This is a genomic window from Clostridium bowmanii, assembly GCF_018861315.1.
GTDB classification, from domain to species: Bacteria; Bacillota; Clostridia; order Clostridiales; family Clostridiaceae; genus Clostridium_AD; species Clostridium_AD bowmanii.
Map to the genome: position 1 here is coordinate 43,622 of NZ_JAHLDL010000023.1, position 20,124 is coordinate 63,745.

21 protein-coding genes are annotated in these 20,124 nt (G+C 30.6%); 3 read left to right on the forward strand and 18 right to left on the reverse strand.

Going from position 1 to position 20,124, the window contains the following annotated elements; all coding sequences use genetic code 11:
• Positions 1-213: 213 nt before the first annotated feature.
• The 4 genes from KPL51_RS15355 to KPL51_RS15370 form a co-directional block, all read right to left on the reverse strand.
• Positions 214-1,161 (reverse strand): PucR family transcriptional regulator, encoded by a 948-nt coding sequence (locus KPL51_RS15355; RefSeq protein WP_216163305.1) that lies wholly within the window; start codon positions 1,159-1,161, stop codon positions 214-216.
• 13 nt (positions 1,162-1,174) lie between these two features.
• Positions 1,175-2,284, reverse strand: a complete 1,110-nt coding sequence (locus KPL51_RS15360; RefSeq protein ID WP_216163307.1) for an ABC transporter ATP-binding protein — start codon at positions 2,282-2,284, stop codon at positions 1,175-1,177.
• A gap of 157 nt (positions 2,285-2,441) precedes the next feature.
• Complete coding sequence (gene mnmL / locus KPL51_RS15365) at positions 2,442-3,371, reverse strand: tRNA modification radical SAM protein MnmL/YtqA (RefSeq protein WP_216163309.1); 930 nt, start codon at positions 3,369-3,371, stop codon at positions 2,442-2,444.
• A 122-nt stretch (positions 3,372-3,493) separates the two neighbouring features.
• A complete protein-coding gene (locus tag KPL51_RS15370; RefSeq protein WP_216163311.1) occupies positions 3,494-4,570 on the reverse strand; it encodes a hypothetical protein in 1,077 nt (358 codons plus the stop codon).
• A gap of 217 nt (positions 4,571-4,787) precedes the next feature.
• Here KPL51_RS15370 and KPL51_RS15375 point away from each other — a divergent pair, with 217 nt between their 5' ends.
• Positions 4,788-5,861 (forward strand): YkvI family membrane protein, encoded by a 1,074-nt coding sequence (locus KPL51_RS15375; protein WP_216163313.1) that lies wholly within the window; start codon positions 4,788-4,790, stop codon positions 5,859-5,861.
• A 260-nt stretch (positions 5,862-6,121) separates the two neighbouring features.
• The gene (locus KPL51_RS15380; protein WP_216163376.1) at positions 6,122-7,012 is read left to right on the forward strand and encodes a radical SAM protein; all 891 of its coding nucleotides are present in this window, start codon (positions 6,122-6,124) and stop codon (positions 7,010-7,012) included.
• 81 nt (positions 7,013-7,093) lie between these two features.
• On the opposite strand, the gene KPL51_RS15385 is transcribed toward KPL51_RS15380, so the two are convergent.
• The 7 genes from KPL51_RS15385 to murI form a co-directional block, all read right to left on the reverse strand.
• On the reverse strand, positions 7,094-7,759 hold the full coding sequence (locus KPL51_RS15385) for a phosphatase PAP2 family protein (RefSeq protein ID WP_216163315.1): 666 nt from the start codon (positions 7,757-7,759) through the stop codon (positions 7,094-7,096).
• A gap of 30 nt (positions 7,760-7,789) precedes the next feature.
• A complete protein-coding gene (locus KPL51_RS15390) occupies positions 7,790-9,589 on the reverse strand; it encodes a heme NO-binding domain-containing protein (protein WP_216163317.1) in 1,800 nt (599 codons plus the stop codon).
• A 178-nt stretch (positions 9,590-9,767) separates the two neighbouring features.
• A complete protein-coding gene (locus KPL51_RS15395) occupies positions 9,768-10,433 on the reverse strand; it encodes a helix-turn-helix domain-containing protein (protein WP_216163319.1) in 666 nt (221 codons plus the stop codon).
• A 141-nt stretch (positions 10,434-10,574) separates the two neighbouring features.
• Positions 10,575-10,949, reverse strand: a complete 375-nt coding sequence (locus KPL51_RS15400) for a DUF3783 domain-containing protein (RefSeq protein ID WP_216163321.1) — start codon at positions 10,947-10,949, stop codon at positions 10,575-10,577.
• Between the two features lie 53 nt (positions 10,950-11,002).
• Complete coding sequence (locus KPL51_RS15405; RefSeq protein WP_216163323.1) at positions 11,003-11,518, reverse strand: peptidylprolyl isomerase; 516 nt, start codon at positions 11,516-11,518, stop codon at positions 11,003-11,005.
• Between the two features lie 145 nt (positions 11,519-11,663).
• Positions 11,664-12,104 (reverse strand): hypothetical protein, encoded by a 441-nt coding sequence (locus tag KPL51_RS15410; RefSeq protein ID WP_216163325.1) that lies wholly within the window; start codon positions 12,102-12,104, stop codon positions 11,664-11,666.
• A 137-nt stretch (positions 12,105-12,241) separates the two neighbouring features.
• Positions 12,242-13,033: a glutamate racemase gene (gene murI / locus KPL51_RS15415; RefSeq protein ID WP_216163327.1), complete on the reverse strand. Its 792-nt coding sequence runs from the start codon at positions 13,031-13,033 to the stop codon at positions 12,242-12,244.
• 156 nt (positions 13,034-13,189) lie between these two features.
• Here murI and KPL51_RS15420 point away from each other — a divergent pair, with 156 nt between their 5' ends.
• Positions 13,190-13,486 (forward strand): hypothetical protein, encoded by a 297-nt coding sequence (locus tag KPL51_RS15420; RefSeq protein ID WP_216163329.1) that lies wholly within the window; start codon positions 13,190-13,192, stop codon positions 13,484-13,486.
• 87 nt (positions 13,487-13,573) lie between these two features.
• On the opposite strand, the gene KPL51_RS15425 is transcribed toward KPL51_RS15420, so the two are convergent.
• The 7 genes from KPL51_RS15425 to KPL51_RS15455 form a co-directional block, all read right to left on the reverse strand.
• Positions 13,574-14,938 (reverse strand): MATE family efflux transporter, encoded by a 1,365-nt coding sequence (locus KPL51_RS15425; RefSeq protein ID WP_216163331.1) that lies wholly within the window; start codon positions 14,936-14,938, stop codon positions 13,574-13,576.
• Between the two features lie 85 nt (positions 14,939-15,023).
• Positions 15,024-15,560, reverse strand: a complete 537-nt coding sequence (locus tag KPL51_RS15430; protein ID WP_216163333.1) for a TDE2712 family protein — start codon at positions 15,558-15,560, stop codon at positions 15,024-15,026.
• Positions 15,561-15,674: 114 nt separating this feature from the next.
• Positions 15,675-15,956, reverse strand: coding sequence for a DUF503 domain-containing protein (locus tag KPL51_RS15435; RefSeq protein ID WP_216163335.1), 282 nt, complete (start codon positions 15,954-15,956; stop codon positions 15,675-15,677).
• A 451-nt stretch (positions 15,957-16,407) separates the two neighbouring features.
• Positions 16,408-16,740 carry an FGGY-family carbohydrate kinase gene (locus tag KPL51_RS15440; protein WP_216163378.1) on the reverse strand — a complete coding sequence of 111 codons (333 nt, stop codon included), beginning with the start codon at positions 16,738-16,740 and terminating at the stop codon, positions 16,408-16,410.
• Complete coding sequence (locus tag KPL51_RS15445; RefSeq protein ID WP_216163337.1) at positions 16,737-17,963, reverse strand: FGGY-family carbohydrate kinase; 1,227 nt, start codon at positions 17,961-17,963, stop codon at positions 16,737-16,739. The genes KPL51_RS15440 and KPL51_RS15445 overlap by 4 nt, the downstream gene beginning before the upstream one ends.
• Positions 17,956-19,419 carry a HAMP domain-containing sensor histidine kinase gene (locus KPL51_RS15450; protein WP_216163340.1) on the reverse strand — a complete coding sequence of 488 codons (1,464 nt, stop codon included), beginning with the start codon at positions 19,417-19,419 and terminating at the stop codon, positions 17,956-17,958. The genes KPL51_RS15445 and KPL51_RS15450 overlap by 8 nt, the downstream gene beginning before the upstream one ends.
• Positions 19,409-20,101: a response regulator transcription factor gene (locus tag KPL51_RS15455; protein WP_216163380.1), complete on the reverse strand. Its 693-nt coding sequence runs from the start codon at positions 20,099-20,101 to the stop codon at positions 19,409-19,411. The genes KPL51_RS15450 and KPL51_RS15455 overlap by 11 nt, the downstream gene beginning before the upstream one ends.
• Positions 20,102-20,124 lie beyond the last annotated feature (23 nt).

A 20,124-nucleotide genomic window follows, 5' to 3' on the forward strand; every position in this document is an offset into this window, starting at 1 on the left:
TATTAATACATAAATTTAGGAATAAAAGGAGTGCGTTTTTATAGAAAATTAAAAATAACCTATATGCTTAACAATTGTTAACCGTCCCCATTTATTTTGTTGATAAATGAGTTAATTGTTAACCGTCCCCTTTTATCCCACTTTCTCCCCCCTCGCTAAAAAAACTCTGCTTTTACAATAAGTAAAATCAGAGTTTTTTAATTAATTGTATAATTATTCCTTATTTTCCTTCCATATTAGGAAGGCTATAAGAAATACGGAGGCATCTTTAAAGTCCCTGATATCAAAGTTTGTTTCTTTCTTAATCTTATCCAATCTATAAATAAGAGTATTCCTATGAACATATAGTTTTCTAGCAGCATCACTTATATTAAGACCACAATCTACAAATTGCTCAATAGTTATTACCATTTCACTATCAAGGGCATCGAATTTGTCCTTTAGCATGGATAATAGCTCCTGCTTAATTTTACCGTCTACATTATATACAATTTTTTCAAATAACATCTTATTATAACTAAATGTATGGTCTTTTATATCGAATTTTTTCCCAAGTTCCATACATTGCAGTGCATCATTGTAAGCTTTCTTAAGCCCCTTTATATCATAAGTTCTATCTGCATAACTTACATAACATTTGCAATACAAATCTGATGAGATAGATTCCTTTATACTTTCTGTGTGGCCCTCTACTTCATCAAAATCACCAATTACAATTATGCTATCGTTATATATTAAACTTACAACTGGCTCATTATCATATATTTGTTTTATTATGTTAAGAGATTCATAATTACTTCCGTCTACACTTATTAGTAGCACATAACACCCATTCTTAAGAAAAGGCAAATTAAGACTAACATTATCAATAGAAATTTCTCTATTTTCTAATATATCAATAACTGCTTGTTCTTTAGTTAAAAAATGCTGGGTATATTTGTTTTCTATAATATATTCAAGTAAAGATGTACAATTTTCATACTTCTTTTCTAAACTGATTATACCCTTAACTCTCCCTAGCATAATAGTAAAGTTAGTTATATGTGAATTTTCAATATCTAAGTCACTAATGTACAGTGCAATACCATCTTCTGTAACTACATTAAATGGTATATTTGAAGAATGACTTAAATCCTTCAAGAATTCTGTGAAATTGTACATATTGGATTTCCCCCTAAATTATTGTGTTTTCAGTTTCTTTATCAAACACATGAATTTTACTTGTATCTAGCGCAATTTTAATTGTATCCCCAACCTTAGCTTTAGAGGATCCATTAACTCTAGCTACAATATTTGTATTTCCTTTTTTCATATATATGTTAGTTTCTGCACCCATAAGCTCTGCAACCTCAACTTGAACTGCTATTACTGAATTTTTATTTTTCTCTATAAATTCAATACTGTCATCAATATCTTCTGGTCTAATACCCATTACAACAGTTTTTCCTATATAGGATTTCTCTTTTATAATATCAGCTTTATCCTTTGGTAATATTACAATTTCATCATCAAAAGAAAGTACGATTTCACCATTTTGTTCTAAAACCTTAGCTTCCATAAAGTTCATTTGAGGGCTTCCTATAAACCCAGCAACAAACATATTAACTGGGTGCTCATATATATTAGAAGGAGTATCTACTTGTTGAGCTAGACCATCCTTCATTACAACTATTCTCGTTCCCATAGTCATAGCTTCTGTTTGATCATGAGTTACGTATATAAAAGTTGTTTGTAGTTTATGATGAAGTTTTGCTATTTCAGTTCTCATTTGTACTCTAAGTTTTGCATCTAAATTTGATAGAGGCTCGTCCATCAAGAATACCTTTGGATTTCTTACTATAGCTCTTCCAAGTGCTACTCTTTGTCTTTGTCCACCTGATAATGCTTTTGGTTTTCTATCAAGTAAATGCTCAATATCAAGTACTTTAGCTACGTCAGTAACTTTTTGCTTTATTTGATCTTTAGGCATTTTTCTTAGTTTTAAACCAAATGCCATGTTATCATATACAGTCATGTGAGGATATAGTGCATAGTTTTGAAAAACCATAGCTATATCTCTATCCTTAGGTGCCATATCATTTACGAGTTTATCTCCAATATATATTTCACCTTGTGAAATTTCTTCAAGACCTGCTATCATTCTTAAAGTTGTTGATTTACCACAACCTGATGGTCCTACAAAAACTATAAATTCCTTATCTTCTATCTCAAGATTAAAATCTTTAACTGCTGTTACGTTTCCAGTATAAACCTTGTATATGTGCCTTAATGATAAATTTGACATAATATATTCCTCCTACATGTACATTCTAAATGTTTTCTATATATATATTGTAAACCTTTAAACCATATTTATCTATTTGCAAAACCCCCAAAAGTGGTAAAGTTAATTTGTAGAAAGACACAAATGCACCAATTGCGACAATTGTACCATTTTTAATCTAAAGCTTAAAATTCACTCCTTGATATAAATCCATTTCCTTTAATTTGTTATCTATGGCATTTAAGACTTCCCATTTTTTCAAACTCCACATTGGCCCTATTAATAGTTCCCTTGGAGCATCCCCAGTTAATCTATGTATAACCATATTAGGTGGCAGCATAGTGATTGCCTTAACAATTATATCTATGTACTCGTCTTTTTCCATGAACCTAAGTTTTCCTTGGTTGTATAGATCCACCATTGGCGTATGCTCTACAAGATAGAGCAAATGCATTTTTATACCTTTTATGTCTTTATGCGCCACGTAGTCTATTGTTTTCAACATATCAGATCCACTTTCTCCAGGAAGGCCAAAAATAGTGTGAACTATCACATCAATATTTCTTTTATTAAGCTCTTTAAGAGCCTCTTCGAATTTCAAAAGTTTATATCCTCTATTAATGATAGCGGCACTTTCATCACTTCGAGTTTGAAGACCTAGTTCTACCCAGGTGTATACTCTATTTGAATATTCCTCTATAAGGTCAAGCACCTCATCATCTAAGCAATCAGGTCTTGTAGCTATAGCCATTGCTACTACTCCCTCCTGTGATATTGCCTCCTCATATTTTTTCCTTAATACTTCTACAGAAGCATATGTATTGGTATAAGCTTGAAAATATGCAATGTATTTTCCTGTCTTCCATTTTTTGCTCATCATACTAACTATATCTTCAAATTGACTTGTGATAGAAAATCTTCTATCACCACCAAAATCTCCTGAACCCCTTTCGCTACAAAACAAACACCCTCCGCTGCTAATAGTTCCATCTCTGTTAGGACAAGAGAATCCAGCGTCCAAAGCAATCTTAAAAACCTTATCACCAAATTTATCTCTTAAAAAATAATTTAAGCTGTGATATTTTTTGTCACCCCATGTTTTCTGCACTAACCTCACCCTTTCTTTATTTGTGGACCATTTAATAAAATAACTAGTCATTAGACTAGTTATTTTATTAAAGTTATTAACACTATGTTAATTATACCTTATGTCCATAGTGAATGTATTAATTATAATTTATCTACAGTAAAATCCTTTAAATCCAATTTCCATTTACCAATAATGTCTGTTTCTGAATTACTAACATTAGTTTTAGGTATCACTTCATAAATCATAGTTCCTTCACCAAAAGAAGAAAATACTATCTGTACTTTTTCAATTGGATAATCTTTTTCGAAATTGATAGGGATCATATCTCCATTGTCTACTTGATAAACCCTTATACATTTTCCAATGTTTTTCTTGGTATATTGTACAAGTAGAAACTTCTCATCTAAGGAAAAAGTCATAAACTCAACTTTACAATTTAGTAATAAATCTATCGGAATTAACTCCTTACCAATTGGTTTCTCCTTAGCTACCGCTCCAGATCCCCCACCTTCCGAAGCCTGAGCTCCTGATTTTGCAGCATCACCTTGGACTGCTAGAGACTCATCAATATTTACAACACCAATGAATGAATTAGTTTTATAGGTGCTAATTGCAAGTTTTTCTCCTTCATAACTAAAATTTATTGCACCGAATTCTTTTAAGGGCACCATTAATTTATATAACTGTGCTCCATCATCTCTCGAATACATATATTTAGGAAATCCCGCTTCATCAATAATTAAATTTGTTTTAACATTCTTCTTATCTCTGAATCTTATACCTATACCTTCAACAAAGGCTTCTTTTTGTGGTGCATTAGTAATTTCACTTATCCTATATTCTGCTCCGTCTTTAACAACTTTAATAGAGTATTCATCCAGACAAGAAGACGAACTATCCATAGAGGTTCTTGTAATTCTAACCTTAAAAACTCCAGATCTACCAACCTCATTGCTTTCAGTAACTTTATACCCCTTTATCTTCATTTCACTAAGTTGAAAGTCTAAAGATTTTCCAAGCAATTCTTTAGTATACAATTTCTTACCACTTTCATAATCTTCCCTCATTATAAAATCCATATAATTATTAACTACATTAGTTGCAGTTTTGATTTCAAAAGCGTTAACCTTTGGTTTTTCCTCTTCCTCTTTTTTTACACATGCTGTGAAAGATAAAACATAGAATAGTACTAATAAACAGCATAATATTTTTTTCAATATTCTCACTCCCTCTTAATTCAATAATGATACTTATAATTACTTTTGTACTTGTGCTTTACAAAATCAAATTTATCCTTGTAATTATAGTTTCCCTATAAATAAATTTTTAATTTATAAAATCATTATTTATTATTAATAAATACACATATATTTATAAAGACAAGTATCTTATTTGCTTATTACCATTATTTAATAATTTTATGGAGGAGATAATTTGAAAAAAAACATTGGTTCTATATTTCAAACTGCAGCTGTATTCATTGGTACCATAGTTGGCGCAGGGCTTGCTTCAGGCCAAGAGATAACTCAATTCTTCAGTACTTACGGATATGTGAGCTTTTGGGGAATTCTTATTTGTGGCTTAATCTATATTGTAATAAGTTCTATTATAATCTCTATTAGTCTAAATTATAAACTAAGTTCCTATACCGAATTTATAACTCTTGTAAGCCCAGGTTTTTTTGGTGTAATTACAGATATTTTTACAAGTTTCTTCTTAATCAGTGGCGCTGCCATAATTTTAGCAGGAAGTGGAGCACTTCTTCGTCAATATTTTGGTGTTTCAAAATGGATAGGTATTTTACTTATGTCTATAATCTCTTTGTATACACTTCTTAAGGATACCAAAGGACTAATAACTATAAATTCATTTATAGTTCCTGTTCTTACTACAATTATTATAACTATATTCATTCTATATTTAATGTTCTACAAAGATATGGTTAGTGCTTCTTATATAAAACAAATTCCGTCTTATAAAAATAGTATTATTCCAGGTCAATGGTTTTTTTCAACCTTACTCTATGCTGGCTTTAATATGTTATGTTGTAGTGGTGTGCTAGTCCCAATAAGTCAAGAAATGAAACGCAAACGTGTTCTTATTCCTGGGGTTATAATAGGAGCATTAGTTTTAACACTATTATGCTATTTGATAAATATAATGCTATTATTAAACATACCCCAAATTTTCAAGTACGAAATCCCACTATTATACATAACACACCGCTTTGGTATGTTAATGCAAATTCTTCTACTTTGTGTGATTTGGTTTGAAATGTTTTCAACTGAAGTCTCTGACATATACAGTGTAGGAAAAACCTTTGAGAAAAAATATAATATTTCTTATAAAAAAGCTGTGATATTAGTACTGATTATAGCTTTGCCTATTTCACAAATTGGTTTTAGAAATTTAATTAAAGTACTTTATCCTGGTTTCGGTGCTATAAGTTTTATTTTTCTAATTCAATGTGTTATATTTTATATGAAAACTACCAAAAGACCGAATTGACATTATATATATCCAATTGTACAATTCTTATATGTAATAAGTTAAATCATCTTCTGCGAAGCTGCAATATTAACGACTTCAGAAGGAGATTTAGATTCCCACTAAAGTTTTATTTTTGTTATAGTACAGACCTTCCATTTATAGAAGTAGGAGCCTTCCTTCTGAAATGTCGTTAAATCTAAAGATTGAAATTATTAAACAAGGAGATAAAAATGATTAATAGAGGTACAGAGGAATTAAATAATTCCTGTTTTTTATACATGCTAGAAAAATGCAATTTATGTCCTAGGAAATGTTTTGTTAATAGATTAGATGGAGAATTAGGATTCTGCACGGCTTCTAAAGATATAAAGATAGCCAAAGTCACCTTGTACGACTGGGAAGAGCCCTGCATTTCAGGTACATCTGGTTCTGGAACCGTGTTTTTTTCCAATTGTAATCTAAACTGTGTATTTTGTCAAAATCATAAAATAAGTCAGGTCGGCACTGGAAAAATAGTGTCTATAACTCGCCTTAGCGAAATTTTTTTAGAGCAACAACAAAAGGGAGCTCACAATATAAATTTAGTTACTCCAACCCACTATGTACCGCAGATAATAGAAGCTCTAAAACTTGCTAAAAGTAAGGGCCTTAGCATTCCTATTCTCTATAATTCAAATGCATATGAAAATATTGACACAATTAAAGCTCTAAAAGGTTTTATTGATGTTTATTTACCAGACTTAAAATATTATAGGGATAAATATGCCCTTAAATATTCAAATGCTCCTGATTATTTCAATGTTGCCTCGAAAATTATTACTGAAATGGTTTCCCAGGTTGGAGAAGCAAAATTTAATGATGATGGAATAATTCAAAAGGGAGTAATAATTAGGCATTTAATGCTACCTGGCTTGTTATTTGATTCTAAAAAAGTGATAGATTTTTTATATACCACCTTTAGTGAATCAGTATATATTAGCTTAATGAATCAATATACCCCTATGCACCAGGCATTTGAATATCCTGAAATAAACAAGCAATTAAACCCAAATCACTATGATTGTCTAATAGACTACTGCTTAAACTTGGGCATAACCAAGTGCTTTATTCAAGAAGGTGGAACCGCCTCTAAAGCTTTCGTCCCTGACTTTGATTTAAGAGGAGTATAATCTCTAAAAAAGCCTAAGCAATAAATAACCACCCAAATAAAGGCCTCCATGACTTTAGTCATGGAGGCCTTTAACATATAATTATTCTACATATTGCACACTTCTATCTCTATAAAAATTGAATTTCATGTTTTTAAAAGAAACATACAATAAAAACGCGAATATTATTGCTATAGCCACGTCTGCAAAATAATGTTGCTTTATAAACATAGTAGACAAAATTATTAAGCCAGATATAATAAAACAAATTATTTTAGTGGATTTATAAACCTTATCCGATTCACAAGTATACAAAGTTATTAGCACAGAATTTAAAACATGAATACTTGGAAAACAATTATAGGGATTATCAGCTGCATACAAATTTAAAACCAAATTGCTGAAGAAGTCAGTTCCTTTTATCATAGGCCTTGGAACATATGTTGGATAAAAATAATATATTATATAGCATGTAATCATACCTATATTTAGAGTTATAAGCAGCTTTAAATACCTTTCTTTATCTAATATACATAAAAAAGCAGAAAATATCAGCATAAATACATACCAAGATACATAGGGTAATATAAAATATTTATTAAATGGTATAAATTTATCCACAACTGTAAATACAGAGTTAGTATCCCCTCTAAATTGATTTAATATTGGATAAGTCATACTTATAATTAGTATGCTCAGTCCTAATAATGCTCTCTTAATAATATCCTTCCATTCATACGTGGAGGCCTTCTTTTGTAATTGCTCCATTTGGGCCCCTCCTAACCATCTTAATACTATTTATATTTTGTATCTTTTCAAATCCTCTTTAAAGGAGCTTGTTATCTTTTTAAATTCATATATATTTAAAGTAAGCTTCTTTATTTCATTAGTATAACTTTCGACACTTGCACTTACCTCCTCTGAAGATGCAGAATTTTCCTCCGCAATAGCAGCTAGAGACTCTATTGTTTCATATATATTTGCAATAGATTTTGCTTCTCTGTCTAAATCATTTATAGTATTTATCATTGATGTTGAAACTGTTCTAACAGACATTGTAGCCTCATAACTTATATCTCTTACTTGTTCTAACCCCTTAGTTTCATTTTGGAGAATATCGTACTGATCACCAATTTTATCAACAAGTATATTTATATCCTTAACAAATTCTATTAAATTACTGTTAATTTCCTCTACTGCACTCTTAGACTGTTCTGCAAGCTTTCTAACCTCATCTGCAACTACAGCAAACCCTCTTCCTTGCTCACCTGCACGGGCAGCCTCTATAGATGCATTTAGGGCAAGCAAATTTGTTTGTTCGGCAATTTGAGAAACAATTGATACTATATTAGTTATATCACGAGCCTTTGTTTCTAGTCTAATACCATTATCCTTAACTTCTTGAAATTTTTCTAGTGTTCCAAGTATATTTTTGCTTGTACTATCAACACTTTCATAGCTATTATTTATCTTTACAATAGCTTTTTCCAATTCATCTTTATTGTCATTTTCATTTTTAACAATACCATTAAGTGATCTAATATTGTCATTTAAAATTAAAACGGCATTTTCAGTATTCTCCGCTTGGCTACAAGAAGTGCTAGCCATTTGCAAAGCTGCTCCTGATATGTCTTCAGAGGTATTGTTCATAGTATGAGAAATTTTATTTATATTTTCAGCGAAAGTATCCATCTCATCAGTTACACCTTTAAACTCAACAAAATCTGTTCTAAATCCTTTTTTATATTCCTTAAGTTTCCTGAATAGCTCTTCATATTCATCCCCAGTGACTATATCCCCATCTTCAACATAATTATTGCTATTAATTTGGTCTATAGTTTGTAAAATTAGCTTTGCAGGTCTTCCCATTATAAAAGATGCAAGGCTTGAAGTAGCTCCAGAAATTATAGCAAGTGCTACTACCTTTACCATATTATCTAATCCCATTATTGGCATAGCAACCAGTAAAGATATAATAAAAGTAAATGCCCCTACCTTTCCAGGTATATTCTTAATAAATCCCAAAGATAACATTTTATTAATTTTATATGTTTTCTTATAATAAATATCCTTTTCAAAGGTAAGTTTTAAACTTAAACTTTCTGATGTTCTTTCTATTTGCTCAATTTCAATTTTCTCATTAAAGTACTCGCAAGTTCCATCTAAAAGCCCTAGAAAATAATCAAACATTCCTCTTTTAGAATTATAAGTAAAGATAGCCTGTCGACTTGATATTGGTGTTATACCTACCAGTGGTGGTTTAGCTCCAGCAAACTTTTTGGTCATCACCACATGTATATCAAATAGCGATTTCAAAAAAGAATATACATTTTCAGTGTCAAAAAACGCAGGAAAGTCTCTATGAAAAGCTATTAAATTATCTTTTCCTATGATTCCCCACAATTTATCAATTGGTATGTTTTGTTCTTGCGATATATTACCAATTACATTTTTAACTTGTCCATCATCTACGTTCTCCACTGGTGAAAATATTTTACTAGAACTCCACCCCACAGACTCCATAGCATTGTCAACCACACTCTCACCATAAAGTTTTCTACAAGTTTTCATCCATGTCGCTACTACTGTTCCTTTCATAATGTTAATCCCCCTAGTTTATCTATTGTTGATTTTTGTTATTTAAATTATTAAAGTGTTTTTTCTTTAATATAGCACTTAATCCTTTTCTTTAAAATATATTATAACTTAATAATAGTACTTTGTTAATAAGGTTAATTATTAATTTTTGTTTAATTTCTCATAAATTACTATTACCTTATACTTTAAACTCTACTCTATCTAGTCTTGCAATCACTTTAATATCTGTATGTTTAACTGTATCAGTCCTTATAGAACTTCTATTGCTTATTAACAATATTTTGTTGCCATCCAATTTTTTTATTTGTCTCAATACTCTTTGTCCATTAAAATCTACTAATGAAATAGAGTTGTTTTCTATTTCATGTGTCAAATGAGCAAAAGCAATATCTCCAATACAAATTCTAAACCCAAGCATATCATCGTTTTCTATTTCTAAAAACAATACTTTATCTTGAGCATATCCCTCTACTTTGTTTGATATTATAGGCAATTGTTTTGCACCTATAGTCTTAACTAAATCATATTTATAAATATTAACATCTTTTAAAACTGAACTAAAGGCATCATTCCAAACCTCATTTACTTTTTCTGTGCTAGGTCTTTGGAGTTTTGGTTGTCTCTCTTGTACGCGCTCATCAGCTTGAAAGGAAACAGAAGTATCTTCAATCTCTTCACCTAAAATTTTAGATATTTTTTCTAAAAATTTTTCGTTAATAACTTTTTTACCCATTTCCACTTCATTAATAAAACTCTCAGATACTCCAATTTTTTTACCTAATTGTTTCTGAGTTATTGCTTTTGCTTCTCTTACTGTTTTAATTTTATCTCCCACTCTGCTCATAATTCTCCGCCCTTCTAATTAAATAATTATTTTGAAATCAATTTTCGACAATTTAAAATTTTCATAAAACCTCTGTTATATTTTAACATAAAATATAAATCTTCTGCAATTAGCAGAAGATTTATATTTTCATATGCTATATTACATTTTTCTATAAGCTTCTCTCTCTTCCATTAAATGTTCTAATAAAAAACTAACCGTCCACTTTATAGATGTTGGTGTCACTGCCGCTAGTATAGTATCACTAGTTTTAATTTCTCTTATACTATCAATTAGATCATATAGTTCCTTATCCTTATAATTGTTAAATAAAAGTAATTTTTCATGAGGTAATTCGATGTTACACTCTTTATGTTCTACGTTGCCTAATATATCTTTAATTGTAACGTTACCCATGTTTTTCTGAATTACTTTGCAAGGTAATATACTTTTCTTTGATAGTAAACTATTAAGTTTTTCTTCTTCCTCTTTAGTTAGTCCATATGCAAGGATAAGTCTTTCATCAATAATTTCCATACTATCTTCCCCCTACAATTTAATATTTTTTAAATTAGATAATTATACTTTTATTATATTTTTTTTGGCTCACTGTATTCAATATCAAAAGATTCAACACTCATACTTTTAATTTTTTGTTCTTTCTTTGGCTTATCTCTAAAATCTCTGTCTACCTTAGCTATTTCTAGTGCATTTTCCATACCTTCTGTTACTTTTCCAAAAGCTGCGTAACTTCCATCTAAATGATAAGAATTAGCTACCATAATAAAAAATTGGCTTCCTGCTGAATTTGGATCATTAGATCTAGCCATTGATAAAACACCAGTGGAATGCTTTAAATCATTTTTAAATTTATTAGAAGAAAACTCACCATTTATTGAATATCCTGGTCCACCTACTCCTGTTCCTTCAGGGCATCCACCTTGAATCATAAAGCCTGGAATTACTCTATGAAAGCCAATCCCATTGTAAAAACCTTTGTTTATAAGACTAATAAAATTATTTACTGTATTAGGTGCAACCTCTGGGTATAATTCTGCCTTTATAACTTTTCCACTTTCCATATTAATTGTTACTATTGGATTCATATAATTATCTCTCCTTTTGTTATATATTCTTTATAAATTATATCACATTTTATATTATTTACTATTTTTTATATATTACGCACCTTCAAAAAAATAACTAATATGCCTAATAGTTATTTTTGAAGATGCCACAACTAATACCTAACTAAATAATTTCTTCCCCCAAACTTATTTGAAGAAATATTTTTTCCTCAGGTTCTTCTAATTTTATATAAATATTTCCTCCGGGAAGTATTATTAAGAAATGTTCCACTAGTATATCTACCTCTTGATTTTTATCAATGCTAACTGTATCTATTTCTAAGTTTCCATTGGTCTCTTCACCATCAAAATCATAACCAACATTTAAACTACCAAAGGTCCTTATATCATTTAACTGTTTATCCTCACTTGCAATGATTAAATGTGCAATGTTTTTATTTTCTACTGATTTGCATACTAAATGATTTACCACACATAAACAATTACTTTGTATTGGATTATTAATTATTATGCAATTAAATTTTTTTCTTTCTTCAATTGTCATGTTAAATATATCATGCCCTGTATGAAGTTCATTGTTGTTTTTTAATTTGAATACTTTCATTTCATCACCTTATTTCTGATGTTTTTTTATATAAGGCAAAAACAAACAAATAGCAAGTCGATATGTTAGTTTATTCTGACTTGTTATTTGTTTTAATGAGCCTAATTTAATGTATTCACCTAGACTATAAAGTGTGTTTACGATTTTAATAACCTATAGCTTAAATCTATCATATTGCTACTTGTAGATGAACAGCTAGTTGTAGATGAACTATATATAGTTACAATACCTTCCGTTTTCTTTTCATTTAAAAGACTATTACAATTAAGTTGCCTTTTTAGCTGATTTACTGTGCCTATACTCCCATCAATTATAAAAGTTTTATCTCCAACAATTTTAACTAATTCATTTTTGATAAATGGATAGTGAGTACATCCAAGTACAATGGAAGCTATGTCTAAATGCATGAATTCCTTCAATTTATCTTTTAAATAACTTTCAATTTGTTCGCCCTCTACAATTCCACTTTCTATTAATTCAACCAGGCCCGCACAAGGAAGTGGTATCATATTCACTTCTTTATTGTACCGCTTCATTAAATTACTAAACTTCTTTTCAGCCAGTGTCATAGGAGTAGCCATAATAATTATACTTTTACCCCTACTAATTTCTACAGCAGGCTTTAATGCTGGTTCTATACCAATTATAGGTATGTCCTTGTACCTCTCCCTAAGATCATCTATAGCTGCACTAGTGGCCGTATTACAAGCAATCACCACTGCTTTCACACCTTTGCCTAGTAGAAAGTCTACTGCATTAAATGTTAATCTTTTAACTTCATTTACCTCTTTAATTCCATAAGGTGCATTTAATGAATCCCCAAAATACACAAAGTCTTCATTTGGAAGTACTTTCAAAGATTCCTTTAACACACTTATCCCACCAACACCTGAGTCAAAAAAACCTATTGGTCTTTCTTTATCATTCACGTTATCACCGCCCCATTAAGATTATCTAATTTATAAAAAAGACAACTATATCTTACACCAACCACATTTTTTTAGCACATATACACTATACCTCAAATAATATATTAATAAATCTATCCATTTAATTAAATAGTAACATAAAAAGGAGGAAATGGTATGCCTTCATTACCTAGTTTAAATAAAATAAAAGATTCAATAAGCAATGGTTTAGAAATTATTTCAAGCAAGTCGGAAAATTTAGTTGAAGTATCTAGGCTTAAATATAAAATTCATTCTGAAGAAAACAGCATGGAAGACCTCTACAAAGATATGGGTAAGGAATTGTACACAATTTTTAAAACTAATAAACACGTTGATGGATCCCTATTAGATTATTGTAACACATTAAAAAAAATAGAGAACCGTATAAAAAAACTTCAAAAAGAACTTTATAAAACTGATAATAAAGAATAGTACATTTTATTCTCTGTTCTTTTCTATAATATAAAAAATAGTAATGTGTTTACTTACTATTTTTTATATTATTTGTTTAAGTATATGTTATATTATTACTTCCTTATCTTCACTATGTAATTTATTTAGATGTTTAATCTCTACTAATAGGAATATAGCTGTTAATATAGAAGCTAATGCATCTGATGCTGGCCCTGATATCCATACACCATCTAGGCCCAAAAATCTCGGTAAAATAAATAATAAGGGTATAAGTATTATAACTTGTCTGCTTAAGCCTAAAAATATAGATATTTTAGCTTTACCTATAGCTTGAAAATAGTTAGAACTAACTATCTGAAAGCCTATTACTGGAATCATAAATAAATATAATCTAATTCCATGGACACCTACTGCTATTAACTCTGGATCCTTATTGAATATACTTATAAGCTGTACTGGGAACGATTGTATGATTATAAACCCAGTGGTAGTAATTATTGTAGCTGAAAGTATTGCCAGTTTTAGAGCATGCTTTACACGATGGTATTTTTTTGCTCCATAATTATATCCAATGATCGGTTGGCTTCCTTGGTTTATTCCAAATATAGGCATAAGAACCATCATAACTATACTCATAATAATCCCCATGGATCCTAAGGCTAAGTCTCCACCATATTTAACCAAGCTCCTATTAGAAATAATAGTTACTATACTTGCTGCTATTTGCATGGAAAATGGAGACATTCCTATAGCAAAAATACCCATTACAACCTTGAGATTTAGTTTTAAATTTTTGTAATGTATTTTTAAAACACTTTTTCCACCAAGGAAATAAGTTAATACCCATAGTGTATTTACAGCTTGAGAAATAACAGTTGCTATAGCCGCCCCTGTAGTTCCCATGTGAAAAACGAAAATAAATATAGGGTCTAAAACTGTATTTAATATTCCACCAATTAACATGGTATACATAGCTACTCGTGGATTTCCTTCAGATCGTATAGTATTATTAAGTCCAAAACCTATGTTTTGGAATATTACACCAATAAGTATTATTCTTATATATTCTTTTGCATAAGGCAATGTCTCACTACTAGCTCCAAATTTTATTAACATGGGTTCTAAAAACAAAAGTCCTAGACCAGTTACTATAATTGAGGTTATAATTATGAGGGTAAGTGCATTCCCTAAGATATGCTCTGCCTCTTCTTTTTTTTGTTGTCCGAGCTTTATAGATATAAGTGCTGCAGTTCCAATTCCTACTAACATACCAAAAGCTAAAATTATATTAGCAATGGGAAATGTAACCGTAACTCCTGTGAGTGCAAGTTTGCCCACTCCTCGACCTATAAATATTCTATCTACAACATTATATAGTGCATTAACCAACATACCTACAATAGCTGGAATAGAGAACTTCATAAGTAGCTTACCGATACTTTCTTCACCTAATTGTTTTGACTTATCCAAATAATCACCCGTTTCATATAATGCAAAATAACCAACCTTATATTAAATAATATGCTGGTTACTTTATATCCTATTTATTTATATATTACTTATTAATTAATTCCTTAAGCTTTTCTTCTATGTACTCATTAAGCTCAATTGCTCCGATAAATGTTTTATCCTGCACAAAATCAGGCTTTACTCTAAAGAAATTAATTACTAATTTATTTTCTTTAATTATATACTCATCTGAATGTAGTGGTGAGAATATAACCTCTAATTCCTCATATTTATCAGCGCCTATCTCCGTTGAAAGTTTCCCTACAAGGTTATCTAAGTTGAGTTTCTTTACAGGAGCTGCCATTGCATTTGTATATTCGAAATCCTCCATCATCCACATATTGTTATTCCAAAACACTCTTTCTTTCTTGTTTCCAACAAAAGGTTCCCTATTCTTAATGGCACTTAAGGCCCTTCTTACTGATTCCCCATTAAATTCATCATCATAAGCACATGTGAGCCCCGACATATCGGCTACATCATAGAAAAATTTTTCTGCAACATTTTCTTTTTCACTTGCAGCCATCCAAAAATAAAGCATAGCCTCTACCGCTTCTAAATTCACTTTAATCCTCTGTAACATTTTATTACTCCTTTCAATATCTAATTTCTATAATAAATTAATTATTTTGCTAAAACTACTAACATAATAATATTTCTACACTTAAACCTAAAAACCCTTTAGATAAGATAAAATTTATAAAATGTCCATCTCTACTTTTTCCACAATAGCTTCAGTGTTATCCTCTATAAAGTCCAGTACATTTTGTATCACACTATTAGCGTGCCTAAAATCATTACTAACGCAAGCAATTCCGATTACTATAGATTGGTGTAAATCTTGATTTTCAACCTCAGCCACAGAAACATTAAACTTATTTTTCACCTTAGCTATAGTACTTTTTACTATCATTCTTTTTTCTTTCAATGAATGAACCCAATTTACATATAAATATATTTTACCTGTTCCTATAATCATACTCTTATCCCTCTTTATTTATTGTATCACTAATTTTACTTTCATATTTCAATTATACCCCAAACCCCATGAAACTATGACTTATACTCATACTCATATACTAATGTAGAATATAGTACTTACAATGAGTATGAAATTTCTCCGAAGTGACTTGCAATAAGAAACGCAGAAACTATTGAAATTTGATTTAAAAATTCTTCTTTCGAGAATATAAAATTCTCGTAATGCCGCCAGGACGTCGGCATAGCGAACCCGAGCCAGGCCGGCGAGTGTGAGTGCATAACAATTAATAATTGTTATGTGCCCCAGAGAACTTTCCAGAGGATAGAGTATTTTATATTCTCAAAAGATTAGAATTTCTTAATCAAATTTTCAGTTTCAAGTTCTTATTGCAAGGCCCGCAGGAGAAATTTCATACTCCTTTGCATCCTATATCTACATGCCCCTCTCTTTAATATTTTGGATACCCCGTTATTTCTTTAATGTCTTTATATAAATTCTTAAGGCTAGGATAAATTTTTAGATATACCTTCTTATAAAGCTTTTCGTAAATTTCAACATTAGTAACACTCGGATTAAACTCCTTTATTCTTTTAAACATATGTTTTATAGCCTCTTCATAAGAACTATATATTCCCAAAGCTACATAACCTATAATTGAAGCTCCAAGGCCTGATATTTCATAGGTCTGACCTTTATATATTTTCCTATTTAACATATCTGCAGTTATTTGGCAAATGGTATCACTTTGTGAACCACCTCCACAAACTGCAATCTCTTTTATTTTTTTGCCCGATTTTTTTCTATTTTTTCAATACCTTCAAGCAATGCATAATTAATTCCCTCTATAATTGCTCTATACATATGCGCCCTAGTATGCACATCCCCAAATCCAATTATTGCTCCTTTAGCATCTGGAGTTTTTAGTCCTGGCCCCCAATAAGGTTGGAGAAGAAGTCCATGAGATCCTGGTGGTATTTCATCTAATCTTTCATTTAAAAGAGTTTCTGGTGGTATTCCCTTTTTCAAAGCTTCCTGCATCTCTCTCATCGAAAATTCTTTCTTAAACCAGCTTATCATCCAATATCCTCTGAATATCTCTACCTCAGGATTATAATATCCTTGCATTGCAGAAGGATAGGACGGCATAAATTTTATAGGTTCAATATATTTTTTTGAAGTAGTTTGTACCGTGGCGGTAGTCCCAAAACTTATACTTGCGGATTCTTCATTAAGGCATCCATTTCCTAAGGTCTCACACCCCTTATCCGAAGCCCCGGCAATTAAAGTCACCCCAGCTCTTATACCTGTAAGTTCCGCCGCTTCTTTGGTTATTTTCCCTATGATTTCACCTGGATTTACAAGTAAAGGTAGTTTCTCTCTTTCAACTCCAAAAAGTGTCCACCTATAACTTCTATTGCTTTTGGGCCAACACTTATTTTTATAATCAAAGGGTATATGTGCTATTTGGTTGGCTATTGAGTCTACAATTCTCCCAGTGAGCTTAAAATGAAAATACGCTGAAATAAGCACATATTTATGTGTTTTTTTCCATATTTCCGGTTCATGCTGCCTTATCCAATAAGCCTTCCCCTTTTTTTGAGAAATGGTAATAGCATCCTTCATACCTATAGTTCTAAATGCCAAATTTTCAATGTTTGAAAATTCATTAACCTTATCAGCTATTCTCTGGTCAAGCCAAAGAATAGCTGGTCTTAATACATTGCCATCTTTGTCAAGATTAATGCAAGTATCTCTAAGAGTTGTTACAACTACTGCCTCAATCTTTTGCCAAATATCACTACATTCTTCCTTAAGTTCCTTGCATACTACACATAAGTTATCCCAATATACCTCAGGGGTCTGCTCTGCCCAGCCTGGGTAATTAGAAAAATAAGGTTCGAATTCTCTTTTTTTCTTACCAATTAATATACCATCTTTATCAAAGATAAGTGCCCTTATACTTTGTGTTCCACAATCTATTGTAAGCACAAATTTATCACTCATTTGCGTTCTCCTTTAATCTGATTATAAATCTACAACCTTTATTTATATCACGAACCAAATATATACTTCCTCCATGTTTTTCAATTATGGACTTTGATATGGCAAGGCCAAGCCCAGTACCTCCATTTTTGGAGTTTCTTGCATCATCTACTCTAACAAAAGGCTCAAAAATATCTCCTTGGAATTCTTTAGATATTCCTATTCCATCATCTTCAATAATAATTACAGCCTTTGCATCAGCTATTAAAAGCTTGATGCTAATAGTAATCCCTGGCTTATTATATTTAATACTATTTAGTATAATATTGCTTATAGCTCTATCCAAATTCTTCCTATCAAATGAAATAACCACTTCATCTTCGGTAATATCAAATTCGTATTGCACACCCTTTTGCTCCATTATGGGAACATAACCCGCAATAAGTTCTCGCAGAAATTCACCTATATCATGCTTTCCTATATCTAATTTATATTCCGTACTTTCAACCCGAGAATATTCAAAAAGATCTTGAATTAAGTCGTTTGCACGCATACTATTATTATTAATGACTTTTAATAACTTATTTTTCTCTTCTGGCACAATGTCATCATTCTCTAATAAGAATTCTGAATACCCTAATATACTTGTTAAAGGATTTTTTAAATCATGAGATATGTCAAGAATCATTCTTTTCCTATTGTCTTCTGCTTTTTTCTTTAATAACTTTTCTTGTTGTATTTTTTCTGCCATTGAATTAAAAGCATCCATTAATTCACCTATTTCATTTAAAGAATCAATTTCAACTCGAGCCGAATATTCGCCATTTTTCATTGTATTAACCCCTTTTAAAAGCTTTTTTAAGGGTTTAACAAAAATCCTTGATGTAAGTTTAGAATAGAGTACCATTGTTGATAGCAAAAATGCGAATATTATAAAGGGAAATATATTTAAAAAAGTGAATACCGTGTCTGCGTGGATACCACTTGCTTCTAATTGTTCTTGGTGCTCAACTCCCCAAGTGTAAGTGTCGAAAATGCTATTGGGCATAGCCGTAATTAAAATAAATTCTTTTTTATCACCATATTTACTAGAATAAAAGTAACCATCTTTTAAATTATTAGTAATCATATCATGATAATATTGCACTGTATATTTATATCCCACTTCATGTTTACTGCCATTTTGCATAATAATAACTAAGTTTTTATCAAGCACTTCAACATATCCCTTATATTTTATAAAATTTAAGGCCTTAATGTCCTTATAACTTTGCTTTATAATATACTGCGCTGTAGTCTTGTCTGTTGTTGACTCCTCAAAATTAATAGAAAAATAAAAAAGTAAAGCACCCATTGTCAAAATAAATATCCCAATTAAAATAACTAAAAACATAATATAATTTTTAAATAATTGAGTAGCCATTTTTTTGCTTTTAAAGTGTGATGATATTTTCCTTAATTTATTTCTAGTAATCATGGTGTTGCTCCATCTTATACCCTATGCCTCTTATAGTTTTTAAATATTTAGGATTCTTAGCATCCTCTTCAATCTTTTCTCTAATATGACTTATATGAACCATAATAGTATTAGAATCTCCATAATAGGGATTTTCCCAAACTATTTCATATAGTTGCTTTTTAGTGTATACCTTTCCTGGGTTCTCTAAAATAAACGCAAGTAGTCTATATTCTTTTGGGTTTAATGCTAGCTCTATATTATTTTTATAAATACTACAACTTTCCTTGTCTAGCATTAACTCCCCAATTATTATTTCGGTTTTGCGAGTTTTATTTGAATATTTATAATATCGTCTAAGCTGGGCCTTAACTCTTGCAATTATTTCAATAGGACTAAAAGGTTTTAGCACATAATCATCTGCCCCCAGTCCAAGCCCCAGGATTTTATCCGATTCTTCTTCTCTTGCTGTTATAAAAATCACTGGAATTTCACTAGTTTCTCTAATCTTTTTCAGAACCTTAAATCCATTGATTTTTGGAATCATAACATCCAGCAGTGCAATATCTATATCTTTATTTTGGAATATATCTAAAGCTTGCACGCCATCTTCTGCCGTGAAAATATTATATCCTTCTTTGGATAAATGGATTTCTAGCAATTCTCTAATGTCTTGCTCATCTTCTACAATTAATATATTCATCATGTATCCTCCCCCATCCTATA

Bases quoted from the DNA above. Each gene is read 5' to 3' on its own strand.
- KPL51_RS15355 (WP_216163305.1), bottom strand. From the start codon at position 1,161: ATGTACAATTTCACAGAATTCTTGAAGGATTTAAGTCATTCTTCAAAT.
- KPL51_RS15360 (WP_216163307.1), bottom strand. From the start codon at position 2,284: ATGTCAAATTTATCATTAAGGCACATATACAAGGTTTATACTGGAAAC.
- KPL51_RS15380 (WP_216163376.1), top strand. From the start codon at position 6,122: ATGCTAGAAAAATGCAATTTATGTCCTAGGAAATGTTTTGTTAATAGA.
- KPL51_RS15385 (WP_216163315.1), bottom strand. From the start codon at position 7,759: ATGGAGCAATTACAAAAGAAGGCCTCCACGTATGAATGGAAGGATATT.
- KPL51_RS15390 (WP_216163317.1), bottom strand. From the start codon at position 9,589: ATGAAAGGAACAGTAGTAGCGACATGGATGAAAACTTGTAGAAAACTT.
- KPL51_RS15395 (WP_216163319.1), bottom strand. From the start codon at position 10,433: ATGAGCAGAGTGGGAGATAAAATTAAAACAGTAAGAGAAGCAAAAGCA.
- KPL51_RS15400 (WP_216163321.1), bottom strand. From the start codon at position 10,949: ATGGAAATTATTGATGAAAGACTTATCCTTGCATATGGACTAACTAAA.
- KPL51_RS15405 (WP_216163323.1), bottom strand. From the start codon at position 11,518: ATGAATCCAATAGTAACAATTAATATGGAAAGTGGAAAAGTTATAAAG.
- KPL51_RS15410 (WP_216163325.1), bottom strand. From the start codon at position 12,104: ATGAAAGTATTCAAATTAAAAAACAACAATGAACTTCATACAGGGCAT.
- KPL51_RS15420 (WP_216163329.1), top strand. From the start codon at position 13,190: ATGCCTTCATTACCTAGTTTAAATAAAATAAAAGATTCAATAAGCAAT.
- KPL51_RS15430 (WP_216163333.1), bottom strand. From the start codon at position 15,560: ATGTTACAGAGGATTAAAGTGAATTTAGAAGCGGTAGAGGCTATGCTT.
- KPL51_RS15435 (WP_216163335.1), bottom strand. From the start codon at position 15,956: ATGATTATAGGAACAGGTAAAATATATTTATATGTAAATTGGGTTCAT.
- KPL51_RS15445 (WP_216163337.1), bottom strand. From the start codon at position 17,963: ATGAGTGATAAATTTGTGCTTACAATAGATTGTGGAACACAAAGTATA.
- KPL51_RS15450 (WP_216163340.1), bottom strand. From the start codon at position 19,419: ATGATTACTAGAAATAAATTAAGGAAAATATCATCACACTTTAAAAGC.
- KPL51_RS15455 (WP_216163380.1), bottom strand. From the start codon at position 20,101: ATGAATATATTAATTGTAGAAGATGAGCAAGACATTAGAGAATTGCTA.